We start from the raw sequence: 12,714 nt of genomic DNA on the forward strand, positions 1-12,714 counted from the left end.
GCCTTGGGACACCGGGCGCCGAGCGCCGTTTCCGCCCGGAAACACGCGGATTGCCGCCCGCGTCCGTTCCCTCCCCAGGAGGACCCGAATGCGGTGTGTGACGTTGCTCACGAACCGTCAGGAACGGCCCGGGTCATGGTTCCCGGCGGGTTCCGCCGGCAGCGGCGGGGCCAGCACCCGCTGCACCCGGGGCCGCTGCCGCCAGTGCAGCCGCCGGACGTCCCGGCCGAGCCGGCCCGGCAGCCAGACCTCCGCCGCCAGCGTGACCGCGGCCAGCACCGCGGCCGCCGCCGCCCAGCCGGCCAGCACGTCGCTGGGGTAGTGCACGCCCAGCGCCAGCCTGGTCCAGCCGACGCCCAGCACGGTGAGCACCGCGCCGGTGCCCGCCACCGCCCGCACCGCCCGGTCGGCGCGCGGCCACACCAGCATCAGCAGCACCCCGCAGGCCACCGCCGAGGCGATTGCGTGCCCGGACGGGAAGCCCGCGCCGGAGCCGACCGCCACCGGGTCGGCGAAGGACGGCCGGGGCCGGCCGATCACCGCCCGGCCGATCGCGCTGGCCGCCCAGCCCAGCAGGCCCTGCACGACCACCCAGGCGGCCAGCGCCCGGGCCCGGACGCACCACAGCCAGAGCGCGGCGGCGGCCAGCAGCGCGCGCATCGTCCACGGCGCGCCCAGGTCGGCCAGCGTCTGCATGGCCGCCGTCCACACCGGGTGCTGCACCGCGTACCGGTGCAGCGCCGCCACGCAGTCCTGGTCGAGCCGGGCCAGCGGCGGCCAGCCGGTCTCCACCAGCACCAGCAGCACCGCGAACAGCAGGACGGACGCCGGTCCGATCCAGGCACAACGGAGCAGCGTCCGGCGTTGAACCGGAGAGCGGCGGCTGCCGCGGGCGCCGTCCGGGGGCTCGCCGGCCGCCCGCGGGCCATCGGTGGACTGGTGCATGACAGACACCTTCCCAGTGGCAGGAGGCGAACCGGCGGTCCGGCGATAGCGATTCGGCATCGGTTGTGCGGACGTACCGCGAAGGCTCCGCACCGATTCGGTGGCGGCGGATGGACGCGCGGTGTGCGAACCGCGTCACGCTGCGTGTATCGATCGGATGAAAATCGGCAGGATACTGCATGGCCCACGAAAAACTGAGCCACTTGGGAATGTTGTCCGATTTCTGTGCGTTGGATCGTTACGTGTGAGCCGGGAACTGGCCCACACGCCTGTGCCAGGCGGCGGAACGGAGCGCCACCGGCAGCGTCAGTGAGGGAGCAAGCATGGCCACCCGTGCCGTCGTACGCGACAGGGCCGATCGGACTCGCACCGCCCGCCCGACCAACCTCGAAGCCGACCGCGACCTGGTCGGCATGTACCTCGACGAAATCGCCAGGACGCCCCTGCTCGACGCCGCCGAGGAGGTCGAGCTGTCCCTGCGCATCGAAGCCGGGGTCTTCGCCCAGCACCTGCTGGACGAGGAGGAGCAGCTCGACGGCGTCAGCACGGAGGAGCTCCGTGCGATAGCCGACGACGCCGAGCGCGCCAAGGACGTCTTCATCCGCTCCAACCTGCGCCTGGTGGTCGCGGTTGCCCGCCGCTACCCGCGCAGCGGCCTCCCGCTGCTGGACCTCATCCAGGAGGGCAACGCCGGCCTGGTCCGCGCGGTGGAGAAGTTCGACTACTCCAAGGGCTTCAAGTTCTCCACCTACGCGACGTGGTGGATCCGCCAGGCGATCACCCGCTCCATCGCCGACCAGTCCCGCACCATCCGGCTGCCCGTCCACCTGGTGGAGGAGCTCGGCCGGATCCGCCGGGTGCAGCGCGAGAAGTCCAAGGAGCTGGGCCGCGAGGCCGAGCCGTCCGAGATCGCCGCCGAGCTGGACACCACCGAGCAGCGGATCAAGGACGTGCTGGACTGGGCGCGCGACCCGGTCAGCCTGAACATGGCGGTCGACGACGAGGGCGAGACCCAGTTCGGCGACCTGGTGGAGGACACCGGCGCGGTCTCCCCGGAGGACGCGGTGATGGTGATGCTCCGCCGCGAGGAGCTGGACGACCTGATCGGCCGCCTCGACGACCGCACCGCGTCGATCATCCGCAGCCGCTACGGCATGGAGGACGGCCGCGAGCGGACGCTGACCGAGGTCGGCAAGCAGCACGGCCTGACGCGCGAGCGGATCCGCCAGATCGAGAAGCACGCGCTGGCCGAGCTCAAGAAGATCGCCGACCACGCCGGCTTCGAGGCCGCGTGACCGGCCCCGACGGGCCGGGCGGGTCGTCCGGGCGCCCCCGCGGGGGCGCCCGGCGGTTCTACAGTGGACGGATGACCGAGCAGGACGAGAACAAGCCCGAGGCCCGACTGGTCTTCAAGGACCCGTTCGAGCAGCAGACCAGTGACGACACCGACCGCGGCTGGGGGGAGTCCCGGAACGGGCGGGGACTGGACTGGTACCTGGACCAGCGGCCCCCGCACCACGGCGAGAAGTAGCCGTCAGCGGCGGACCAGCGCGTCCCGGATCTCGGTGAGCAGCTGGACCTCCTTGATCTCGGCCTCCAGCGCCTCCTCGTCCAGCGTCTTGCGCTTCTTCGTGTAGTGGTTCATCGGCAGGATCAGCAGGAAGTACACGACGGCGGCGGTGATCAGGAAGCTGAGCACGGCGCTGAGCACCGAGCCCCACAGGATGAAGATGCCCTCGGTGACGTTCCCCGAGGAGTCCATCGCGCAGGGGCCCTTGAGGCACGACTTGTAGGACGACAGGTCCTTGGTGCCGAACAGGCCGACCAGCGGGTTGATCACGCCCTTGACGAACGCGTTGATGATGTTGGAGAACGCGGCGCCGATGACGACGGCGACGGCCAGGTCGACCACGTTGCCGCGGAGCAGGAATTCCTTGAAGCCTTTCATGCCGCGTCGAACGGCGTCAGCACGCAAAGGTCACGGGTGAATCCACGGCCCTCCGGTTGACGCCCGGGGGCACTCGGTGGCCCCGGAGCCGGGCGGCGGGGCCGGCCGCAGCGGGCCCGAGGCGAGGGCCGCGGCCAGCGCGAGGAAGCCCGCCGCGCACGCGCCCGGACGGCGGCGAAGGGCCTGCCGCAAGCGGTGGCGGCCCCGGGCGGTGCCCCGGATCGGCGGAAAATCGGGCACCTCGCGGCGCGGGGGCACCGCGACGGCGGGCAGCGGAGGGAGCACGAAGGCGGTCATGGCGGCAGGCCCTTCCTCGGGAACGGCGGCCCCGGCCGGGGCCCCGCCGGCCATCCTGCGACCGCCCCGGGCCCCGGGCCCGCGGATTTCCGCAGCCTGTGGACAACCCCGCCCTGTGGAAAACCGCCTTCACCCGCCGGGGTGAGCCGCTGCGCCGTTCGGGAGCACCCCCGGGAACGGCCCCGCCCCACCGTCCGGAGGAATCCGCGTAACCGGCCCCGGACGCGCAGCAGGCCCCGCCCGGACGGACCGGGCGGGGCCTGCTGCGTGGAGTCGGGTGCGTCAGCCCGCGGCCGGGGCCGAGCTGGTGCTCTTCGTCGAGGACGAGGACGTCGAGGACGTCGAGGACGTCGAGGACGTCGACGAGGTCGTGGACGAGCCGGAGGAGGACGAGCCCACCGAGCTGCTGGAGCTGGACCGGCTGTCGGTGCGGTAGAAGCCGGAGCCCTTGAAGACCACGCCCACGGCCGAGAAGACCTTGCGGAGCTTCCCCTGGCAGTCGGGGCACGTGGTCAGCGCGTCGTCGCTGAACTTCTGCACCGCCTCGAGGCCGTTGCCGCACTCGGTGCACTGGTACTGGTACGTGGGCACTTTCCGCTTCCTCCTGCACTCCCCCTGGCACTCTCACGCTATGAGTGCTAACGACGGTCCATGATGCGGCATTCCGCTGGTGGAGTCCAGCGGCTCAGCCGCGGCGGGCCGCCTCGGCCGGCTCCCGGGAGACGGCGGCGCCCCCGGCCACGGTACGGCTCGAAGGGCCCCGGGAGAGCAGCAGGTCGCGCATCGTGACGAGCGCCACCAGGCCGAGGCCGGATCCGATCAGCGCGACGGTGAAGCCCAGCGAGGGCCCGGAGTGGTCGATCAGCTGCCCGGCCGCGGTGGAGCCGAGCGCCAGGCCCAGGCCGATCGCGCCGGTCAGCCAGGTGAACGCCTCGGTCTTGGCGCCGTCCGCGACCAGCGTCTCCACCAGGGTGTAGCCGGTGATCAGGGTCGGGGCGATGGCCAGGCCGCAGAACAGGCCGGCGATCGCCAGCGAGACCAGGTTCGGCATCGCCCACAGGGTGGAGCAGCCGAGCACCAGCAGCGCGTAGCAGGCGAGCATCCGCTGCCGGGCCGAGCTGCGCCACGGGATCAGGCCGTAGAGCACGCCGGCCACCATCGAGCCGGCCGCGAACAGGCCGTAGACCGGGCCGCTGAGGCCGGGGGAGCCGGCGTCCTCGGCGAAGGCGGTGATGGAGACCTGCAGGGCGCCGAAGACGGAGCCGAGGCCGAGGAAGCCGCCGGCCAGCAGGCGGACGCCGGGGGAGGCCAGCGCGGAGGCGCGGCGCAGGCCGGGGCGTCGGGGCCGGTCGGGGTGGGGGAGGTGCCGCGGCGGGCGGCGAAGGCCAGGCCGCCGAGCAGGGTCAGGGTGGCCTCGGCGATCAGGCCGACGGACGGGTTGACCGCGGTGGCGATGCCGGTGGCCAGCACCGGGCCGACCACGAAGGTGAACTCGTCGGTGACGGACTCGAAGGCGAAGGCGGTGTTCAGCAGCGCGGGCTGCTCGTTCAGGCGGTTCACCCAGCGGGCCCGGACCATGGCGCCGATCTGCGGCACGGACGCGCCGGCGGGGCGGCGGCGAGGAACAGCGTCCAGTCCGGGGCGCCGCCGTGGGCCAGCGCGATCAGCGCGGCGACCGCGGCGGCGTGCACCAGGACGGCGGGGACCAGCACGGCGGCCTGGCCGTGCCGGTCGGCGAGCCGGCCGGTCTGCGGGCCGATCAGGGCCTGCGCGACCGCGGCGACCGCGGCGACGCCGCCGGCCAGGCCGTAGGAGCCGGTGGTGTCGCGCACCAGCAGCACGATGCCGAGGCCGAGCATGGCGTACGGCAGGCGGGCGACCAGGGCGGGGAGCAGGAAGGTCCAGGCGCGGGGGGTGCGCAGCAGCGCCCGTAGCCGGTGCGGGTGGTGTCGTCGACCGGTCGGCGAGCCGCCACGGTCGGTCCTCTCTGCTGCCTGGTAGCGCGGACCGGGCAACAGGTGGGACCGGACCGGCGCCGAGAGTCGTCCTCTCGCGCGTCGACCGGGGTTGTTACCGGGCCCGGGCTGAGTGCCCCGGGGGCCCGGCCGCCGAGCGGTCGCGCCGACTCTGCATCAGGCAGATGCAAAAAAATCGGAGTTTCTGCCTTCAGCCTAGCGGTTCAGACCGCCTTCTTCCTGGAAACGGAAGGTGATGCCTCCGCGTTGTGCAGCCAGCCGGCCAGCTTGCCGCCCTGGTCGACGGCCCGCAGGCGGCGTTCCGCGGCCTCCGAGACGTCGTCGGTGGTGACCACCAGGAGTTCGTCGCCCTCGCGCAGCACCGTCATCCGGTCCGGCACGAAGCTGGAGCCCTCGCGGACCACCAGGGTGACCGCGGCGCCCTTGGGCAGGCGCAGCTCGGAGACCTCGACGCCGGACATCCGGGAGCCGGGGGACAGCTGCACGGACAGCAGGTGGCCGTGCAGCTTCTCCAGCGGGGCGGACTCGATGCCGAGGTCCTGGCCCATGTCGCCCTCGCCGATCTTCAGCCAGCGGGCGACCAGCGGCAGGGTCGGGCCCTGGAGCAGGGTGAAGACCACGACCAGGATGAACACCACGTTGAACAGCTGCTGGGCGTCGGTCGCGCCGGTGACCAGCGGGATGGTGGCGAGCACGATGGGCACCGCGCCGCGCAGGCCCGCCCAGGAGAGCAGGGCCTGCTCGCGCCAGGGGATCCGGAACGGCGTCATGCTGACCAGCACCGACAGCGGGCGGGCGACGAACACCAGCACGGTGCCGGCCACCAGGCCCGGCACTATCGCCGAGCCCATGGTCGCGGGGGTGACCAGCAGGCCGAGCACCACGAACATGCCGATCTGGCCGATCCAGGCCAGGCCGTCGGCGAAGCCGCGGACCGCGGGGCCGTGCGGCAGCTTGGAGTTGCCGAGGATCACCGAGGCGATGTACGCGGCCAGGAAGCCGGAGGCGTGCAGCAGCGCGCCGCCGGCGTAGGCGAACACGATCAGCGCCAGCACCGCGATCGGGTACAGGCCGGAGGAGGGCAGCGCGACCCGGCGCATGGCGTACGCGCCGAGCTTGCCGACCGCGAAGCCGACGGCCGCGCCGATCACCAGCTCGACCACGATGGTGCCGATCAGCACGTACCAGGGGTCGAGTTCGCCGGCGGTGGCGAAGGCGACCACCAGGATCACCACGGGCGCGTCGTTGAAGCCGGACTCGGCCTCCAGCAGGCCGGTGAGGCGCTTGGGCAGCGGGACGGTGCGCAGCACCGAGAAGACCGCGGCGGCGTCGGTGGAGGAGACGATCGCGCCGAGCAGCAGCGCGGTGCGCCACTCCAGGCCGACCAGCCAGTGCGCGCCGGCGGCGGTGACGAACACCGAGACGGCGACGCCGACGGTGGCGAGCACCGCGGCGGCGGGCACGACCGGTTTGATCGCCTTCCAGCTGGTCTTGAGTCCGCCCTCGGCGAGGATGACCACCAGGGCCGCGTAGCCGAGGACCTGGGTGAGTTCGGCGTTGTTGAAGCTTATGCCGATGCCGTTCTGGCCCAGGGCGACGCCGATGCCGAGATAGATCAGCAGGGACGGCAGCCCCGAGCGGGTGGAGATCCGGACGGCACCGACGGCGACGAGCAGGATGACGGCGGACTCGAGAAGCAGCTCGTTCAGGTGGTCAACGGTCACGCAGGGGCACCTCGGGCAGGAAGGGGCGGCTGACGGATCGTTACTCAGTCTAACATTTTACTTGATCTTTACGCTAGTCCCCACTTTCCTCCCGGCCCGGTAAGGTCCGAACGGCGCCGCCGAGGCCCAGCCGGTGTCCCCCGTGCACGGCTGCCGGTGCCGTCGCCCTAATGTGGTGACCTGTCACGGCCGAACGCTCCCTCATACAAGGACTCGGATGCCCCGCTCGAAGAAGTTCCGGCGCGCACGTCTGATCGTGATCCTGCTGGCCGTGCTGCTGGTGGCGGGTCTGGCCGGCGGCGGCTGGTGGGCGGTGGACACCGTCCGCTCCTCGTTCCCGCAGGTCAGCGGCACCGTCAAGGTGGCCGGCATGTCCGCGCCGGTGGACGTGGTGCGCGACGACAAGGGCATCCCGCAGCTGTACGCCGACACCGACGCCGACCTGTTCCGCGCCCAGGGCTTCGTGCAGGCCCAGGACCGGTTCTGGGAGATGGACGTCCGACGGCACATCACCTCCGGCCGGCTGGCCGAGATGTTCGGCTCCAGCGCCGTCGAGAACGACTCCTTCCTGCGCACCATGGGCTGGCGCCAGGTCGCCCAGAAGGAGTGGGACACCGTCCTCTCCGAGGAGACCAAGCGCAACCTGACCGCCTACACCGAGGGCGTCAACGCCTGGCTGGCCGAGCACCCCGGCGGGGCCGGCGCCTCGGTCGAGTACGCCCTGCTCGGCGCCGTCAACTCCGGCTACACGCCCGAGAAGTGGGACCCGGTCGACTCGGTGGCCTGGCTGAAGGCGATGGCCTGGAGCCTGTCCGGCAACATGCAGGAGGAGATCGACCGCTCGCTGCTGACGCAGAACTTCAGCACCGAGCAGATCGCCCAGCTCTACCCGGACTACCCGTACGACCGCAACGGCACCATCGTGAAGACCGGCAAGGTCGCCGCGGACGGCACCTACACCCCCGGCGAGGGCACCACCCTCCCCGCCCAGCCCGGCGGCACCGGGCCGGCCGCCAGCTCGCAGGCCCGCGCCGCCACCCAGCAGCTGCTGAGCAGCGTCTCCGGCAAGATGGACGCGCTGCCGCAACTGCTCGGCCCCAACGGCCAGGGCATCGGCTCCAACTCCTGGGTCGTCTCCGGCGCCAACACCACCACCGGCAAGCCGATGCTGGCCAACGACCCGCACCTCGGCCCCGGCATGCCGTCCATCTGGTACCAGATGGGCCTGCACTGCCGGAACGCCTCCAGCACCTGCACCTACGACGTGGCCGGCTACACCTTCGCCGGCATGCCCGGCGTCGTCATCGGCCACAACAAGGACATCGCCTGGGGCTTCACCAACCTCGGCGCCGACGTCACCGACCTGTACCTGGAGAAGGTCACCGGCCCCGACACCTACCTGGTCGACGGCAAGGACGTGAAGTTCACCGTCCGCAAGGAGACCATCAAGGTCGCCGGCGGCGCCGACCGCACCATCACCGTCCGCACCACGCAGGACGGCATGCCGCTGATCTCGGACCAGTCCTCCGAGGACCAGAACGTCGGCAAGTACGCGCCCGCCGGCAACGCCGCCCCCGACCGGGCGGCCGGCTACGGCGTCGCACTGCGCTGGACCGCGCTCGTCCCCGGCAAGACCATGGACGCCGTCTTCAAGCTCGACAAGGCCACCGACTTCACCAGCTTCCGGTCCGCCGCCCAGGACTTCGCGGTGCCCGCGCAGAACCTCATCTACGCCGACACCAAGGGCAACATCGGCTACCAGGCCCCCGGCACGATCCCGGTCCGCGGCAAGGGCGACGGCCGCTACCCCGCCCCCGGCTGGGACCCCGCCTACGCCTGGAACGCCACCTACCTGCCGTTCAAGTCGCTGCCCTACGCGTACAACCCGCCCGAGGGCTACATCGTGACGGCCAACCAGGCCGTCGTCGACGACACCTACAAGCCGATGCTCACCAAGGACTGGGAGTACGGCACCCGCGCCAAGGAGATCACCGACCAGATCCAGGCCAAGCTGAAGAACGGCGGCAAGATCTCCCTCGACGACATGCAGTCCATGCAACTGGACAACACCAGCGTGCTCGCCAAGGAACTCGTCCCGCTGCTCCTCAAGGTCAAGATCGACGACCCCTACGTCCGCGAGGCCCAGGACCTGCTCAAGGACTGGAACTACCACCAGGACGCCGACTCCGCCGCCGCCGCCTACTACAACGGCGTCTGGCGGGCCCTGCTCACGCTCGCCTTCGGTCAGAAGTTCCCCGCGGACCTGCGGGTCGAGGGCGACTGCCTGCTGGTCCGTCAGAAGCGCGACAACACCCTGCCCGACGACGCGCTCGGCGGCGCCGCGCAGGCCGTCACCGAGTGCGGCACCCGCAAGGCCTCGCAGGCCCAGCCCGACGGCGGCGACCGGTGGATGGAGGTCGTCCGCGCCCAGCTCGCCGACCCCTCGTCGCCGTGGTGGGACTACATCGACTCCAACCACCAGCCGCAGCACGGCCTCGACAAGCTGCTCGCCGAGGCCCTCAAGGACGCCCGCCAGGACCTCACCGCGCGCCTCAGCAAGGACATCTCCACCTGGAGCTGGGGCCGCCTCCACCAGCTGACCCTGCAGGAGCCCACGCTCGGCAGCGACGACTCCTCGATCGCCTCCGGCGCCATCCACAAGCTGCTCAACCGGGGCCCCTACAAGCTCTCCGGCGGCAGCGCCGCCGTCGACGCCACCGGCTGGAACGCCGCCGCCGGCTACGACGTCGACTGGATCCCCTCCATGCGGATGGTCGTCGACCTCAGCGACTTCGACTCCTCCCGCTGGATCAACGTCGGCGGCGCCTCCGGCCACGCCTACCACCCCAACTACAACGACCAGACCGAGCTCTGGGCCAAGGGCGAACTCCTCCCCTGGACCTACAGCAAGGACGCCGTCACCAAGAACGGCAAGAACACCCTGACCCTCACGGCCAACTGACGGCCGGAGACCACCGCCGGAGGCGGATCCCCACCCCGGGGATCCGCCTCCGGCGTCTCCGGGCCACGCAGAGAAGACGCGGCGGTCTGCCGGGAGACGGGCGGGCGTCGGGTGCGGCCCCGGCCAGGGCCGAGCCGGTCACGGCCGGCAGGCCGGGGTGGGGCTTCGTGGTCCCGGCTGCTTCGGCTCCCCCGTTCGCCGTCGCCCGGTTGCGGGTGCGCCGCCGCGTGTCGGCACCTTCGCCGGAAGCGACTCCCACCGTCCGCCGTCGAGCGGCTGCGGCTCCGCCGCCCCGTGCTGCCCGGCTCCCGTCGTCCCCCGTTGCGTCCGCCGTCCGCCGTCCGACTCCCGTTCCGGTCGGCGGGTTTCTTGCGCGCCGTCAGATGAAGCGGGTGATGCCGGTGGGGGTGACGGCGGCGTGGACGGGGAGGTCGTGGGGTTCGGCGGGGAGGGCGGGGAGGAGTTCGTGGGGGTAGAGGAGGGTGGCCAGCAGGGGGCGGGAGCCGGCCCGGGCGAGGCGGGCCAGGACGCGGTCGTAGGAGCCGCCGCCGCGGCCGAGGCGGATGCCGCGGGGGTCGACGGCGAGGCCGGGCAGGAGGACCACGTCGGCGGCGCAGACCGCGTCGGGGCCGAGGCGGTCGGCGAGGGGTTCGAGCAGGCCCCGGCCGGCGGGTGCGAGCCGGGCCTCGCTCTCGTAGGGCGCCCAGTCGAGGTCGTTGTCCGGCAGCAGGACCGGCAGCAGGACGCGGGCCCCGGCGGCCGCCAGCGCGGCCAGCAGCGGGCGGGTGCCCGGCTCCGCGCCGACCGAGACGTACGCGGCGACGGTGCCGCCCGGCGGCACCAGCGCCGTCGCGCGGGCCGCCAGCGCCTCGGCCGCCGCGGCGCGCTGGTCCGCGGTCAGGGCGCGCCGTTCGGCGAGCAGCCGTGACCTCAGCGCCGTCTTGTCGTTGGACAACCGATCCGCAGACACCACCCGTATCCCTCCAGCTCTGTCATTCACAGTGACACGAGCCTGACACGGAGAGGCCGCCGCATGTCCACCCCGCTCCTGCTCCAGGCCCTGGCCGTGCTCGGCGCGGCTGCCCCGGCCGCCGCCGGCGTCACGGCGCTGCGCCGCCGCCGGGCGGGGGCTGCGCTCGGCGGCCGGGAGGCGGAACTTCTGGCGAAGATCGCGGAACTGACGGCGGAACGGGACGAGTTGCGCCGCACCGCCTCGTGCGACCCGCTCACCGGGGTGTGGAACTACCGTCACCTCCAGCTCACCCTGGACCAGGAGATCGAGCGGGCCCGCCGGGCCGAGGCCAGCACCGTGGACCCGCGGCCGCTGTCGGTGCTGATGGTGGAGCTCGTCGGCTTCGACGCCCTGGTCGCCGAGCACGGCCGGGCCCGCGCCAACGCCATGCTGCGGGACCTCGCGCAGCGCCTGGCGGTGGAGATCCGCAGCTGCGACACCCTGGGCCGGTACGGCGGCGAGGAGTTCCTGGTGCTGCTGCCCGACACCGCCCCCGACGGCGCCGCCCAGGTCGCCGAGCGGCTGTGCTGGACGGTGCGCCGCCACCGCCTGACGGACCGTCACCCGGGCGAGGCCGCCGACCCGGAGGAGCGCAGCGGGCTGACCGCCGCGATCGGCCTGGCGGTGCTGCCGAGGGACGGCGGGCACGCCGCCGTCCTGCTGCGCGCCGCCGATCGCGCGCTCGCCGAGGCCCGCGCCGCCGGGGGCGACTGCTGGCGCGCCGTCCCGCCCGGGGGGCCGGCGCCGGAGGCCCCGGCCGGACCGGACGCTTCACCACTGCCGGGTAAGGTGTCTCCCGGCCCCGGCGAGGACACCCTCACCCCGCACGCGACCACCGGCGGCCCCCGCGCGACCGGTGACAGGCCTTAAGAACCGATTCACCCGCCTCTCAGCAGGGTGGAATCCCCGGCTTAGTAAGGTCGACGCATGACGAACGAGCACGCCCGCACCCCGGTTACCAAGGCAGTCGTCCCCGCTGCCGGTCTCGGAACCCGGTTCCTCCCCGCCACCAAGGCCACCCCGAAGGAAATGCTTCCGGTGGTGGACAAGCCGGCGATCCAGTACGTGGTGGAGGAGGCCGCCTCGGCGGGCCTGTCCGACATACTGATGGTCACCGGTCGCAACAAGCGTGCTCTGGAAGACCACTTCGACCGCGCCTACGAGCTGGAGGAGCTGCTCACCCGCAAGGGCGACCACGACCGCCTGCGGCGCGTCCAGGAGTCGGTGCAGCTGGCCAACATGCACTACGTCCGGCAGGGCGACCCGAAGGGCCTCGGCCACGCCGTCTCGGTCGCCGAACAGCACGTCGCCGGCCAGCCGTTCGCCGTCCTGCTCGGTGACGACCTGATCGACCCGCGCGACCCGCTGCTGGCCCGCATGATCGAGGTGCAGCAGGAACTCGGCGGCTCCGTGGTCGCGTTGATGGAGGTCGACCCCGCGCAGATCCACCTGTACGGCTGCGCCGCCGTCAAGCCCAACGGCTTCGGCGAGGACGTCTTCCAGGTGACCGACCTGGTCGAGAAGCCGGACACCGCCGACGCCCCGTCCAACTACGCGGTCATCGGCCGCTACGTGCTCGACCCGACCGTCTTCGACGTGCTGCGCGAGACCCCGCCCGGCCGTGGCGGCGAGATCCAGCTGACCGACGCGCTGCGCGAGCTGGCCACCCGCGACGAGAACTCCGGCGGCCCGGTCTACGGCGTGCTGTTCAAGGGCCGCCGCTACGACACCGGCGACCGCGCCGACTACCTGCGGGCGATCGTCCGGCTGGCCGCCGAGCGCGACGACCTCGGCCCCGAATTCCGGACCTGGCTGCGGCAGTTCGTCGCCGTCGAGATGCAGGGCTGACC

The 12,714-nt window shown here is 72.5% G+C and carries 10 protein-coding genes and 1 pseudogene; 5 read left to right on the forward strand and 6 right to left on the reverse strand.

The genetic code is table 11. The features are described from left to right. Positions 1 to 117: 117 nt before the first annotated feature. A complete protein-coding gene (locus KCH_RS21485; protein ID WP_051653307.1) occupies positions 118 to 945 on the reverse strand; it encodes a phosphatase PAP2 family protein in 828 nt (275 codons plus the stop codon). Between the two features lie 323 nt (positions 946 to 1,268). Between KCH_RS21485 and KCH_RS21490 the strand changes: the two genes are divergently transcribed. Together KCH_RS21490 and KCH_RS41580 are read left to right on the forward strand one after the other, a co-directional pair. Then, the gene (locus KCH_RS21490) at positions 1,269 to 2,240 is read left to right on the forward strand and encodes a sigma-70 family RNA polymerase sigma factor (RefSeq protein WP_035865264.1); all 972 of its coding nucleotides are present in this window, start codon (positions 1,269 to 1,271) and stop codon (positions 2,238 to 2,240) included. Between the two features lie 71 nt (positions 2,241 to 2,311). Next, entirely contained in the window at positions 2,312 to 2,476 is a 165-nt protein-coding gene (locus KCH_RS41580; RefSeq protein ID WP_157032149.1) for a hypothetical protein, read from the forward strand. A gap of 3 nt (positions 2,477 to 2,479) precedes the next feature. Here KCH_RS41580 and mscL read toward each other — a convergent pair whose 3' ends face one another. The 4 genes and pseudogenes from mscL to KCH_RS21515 all read right to left on the reverse strand — a co-directional run bounded on the left by mscL (position 2,480) and on the right by KCH_RS21515 (position 6,890). Further along, the gene (gene mscL / locus KCH_RS21495; RefSeq protein ID WP_035865266.1) at positions 2,480 to 2,893 is read right to left on the reverse strand and encodes a large conductance mechanosensitive channel protein MscL; all 414 of its coding nucleotides are present in this window, start codon (positions 2,891 to 2,893) and stop codon (positions 2,480 to 2,482) included. A gap of 579 nt (positions 2,894 to 3,472) precedes the next feature. Continuing rightward, positions 3,473 to 3,781, reverse strand: a complete 309-nt coding sequence (locus KCH_RS39920) for an FmdB family zinc ribbon protein (protein ID WP_084223823.1) — start codon at positions 3,779 to 3,781, stop codon at positions 3,473 to 3,475. Positions 3,782 to 3,875: 94 nt separating this feature from the next. Further along, a pseudogene (locus KCH_RS21510) lies at positions 3,876 to 5,165 on the reverse strand (MFS transporter). A gap of 204 nt (positions 5,166 to 5,369) precedes the next feature. Further along, the gene (locus tag KCH_RS21515; protein WP_035865272.1) at positions 5,370 to 6,890 is read right to left on the reverse strand and encodes a potassium/proton antiporter; all 1,521 of its coding nucleotides are present in this window, start codon (positions 6,888 to 6,890) and stop codon (positions 5,370 to 5,372) included. A 217-nt stretch (positions 6,891 to 7,107) separates the two neighbouring features. On the opposite strand from KCH_RS21515, the gene KCH_RS21520 reads away from it, so the two are divergent. Further along, a complete protein-coding gene (locus tag KCH_RS21520; RefSeq protein WP_035865275.1) occupies positions 7,108 to 9,852 on the forward strand; it encodes a penicillin acylase family protein in 2,745 nt (914 codons plus the stop codon). A gap of 379 nt (positions 9,853 to 10,231) precedes the next feature. Here KCH_RS21520 and KCH_RS21525 read toward each other — a convergent pair whose 3' ends face one another. Next, positions 10,232 to 10,822 carry a 5-formyltetrahydrofolate cyclo-ligase gene (locus tag KCH_RS21525; RefSeq protein WP_244305391.1) on the reverse strand — a complete coding sequence of 197 codons (591 nt, stop codon included), beginning with the start codon at positions 10,820 to 10,822 and terminating at the stop codon, positions 10,232 to 10,234. A 63-nt stretch (positions 10,823 to 10,885) separates the two neighbouring features. Here KCH_RS21525 and KCH_RS21530 point away from each other — a divergent pair, with 63 nt between their 5' ends. Next, entirely contained in the window at positions 10,886 to 11,734 is an 849-nt protein-coding gene (locus KCH_RS21530; protein WP_051653309.1) for a GGDEF domain-containing protein, read from the forward strand. 57 nt (positions 11,735 to 11,791) lie between these two features. Further along, on the forward strand, positions 11,792 to 12,712 hold the full coding sequence (gene galU, locus KCH_RS21535; protein WP_035865279.1) for a UTP--glucose-1-phosphate uridylyltransferase GalU: 921 nt from the start codon (positions 11,792 to 11,794) through the stop codon (positions 12,710 to 12,712). The last annotated feature ends 2 nt before the right edge of the window (positions 12,713 to 12,714 follow it).

Source organism: Kitasatospora cheerisanensis KCTC 2395 (genome assembly GCF_000696185.1).
GTDB classification, from domain to species: domain Bacteria; phylum Actinomycetota; class Actinomycetes; order Streptomycetales; family Streptomycetaceae; genus Kitasatospora; species Kitasatospora cheerisanensis.

Excerpts from the sequence above, each read along its gene's own strand:
- KCH_RS21530 (WP_051653309.1), top strand. The coding sequence starts at position 10,886 with ATGTCCACCCCGCTCCTGCTCCAGGCCCTGGCCGTGCTCGGCGCGGCT.
- KCH_RS21520 (WP_035865275.1), top strand. The coding sequence starts at position 7,108 with ATGCCCCGCTCGAAGAAGTTCCGGCGCGCACGTCTGATCGTGATCCTG.
- KCH_RS21485 (WP_051653307.1), bottom strand. The coding sequence starts at position 945 with ATGCACCAGTCCACCGATGGCCCGCGGGCGGCCGGCGAGCCCCCGGAC.
- mscL (WP_035865266.1), bottom strand. The coding sequence starts at position 2,893 with ATGAAAGGCTTCAAGGAATTCCTGCTCCGCGGCAACGTGGTCGACCTG.
- KCH_RS21490 (WP_035865264.1), top strand. The coding sequence starts at position 1,269 with ATGGCCACCCGTGCCGTCGTACGCGACAGGGCCGATCGGACTCGCACC.
- KCH_RS41580 (WP_157032149.1), top strand. The coding sequence starts at position 2,312 with ATGACCGAGCAGGACGAGAACAAGCCCGAGGCCCGACTGGTCTTCAAG.
- galU (WP_035865279.1), top strand. The coding sequence starts at position 11,792 with ATGACGAACGAGCACGCCCGCACCCCGGTTACCAAGGCAGTCGTCCCC.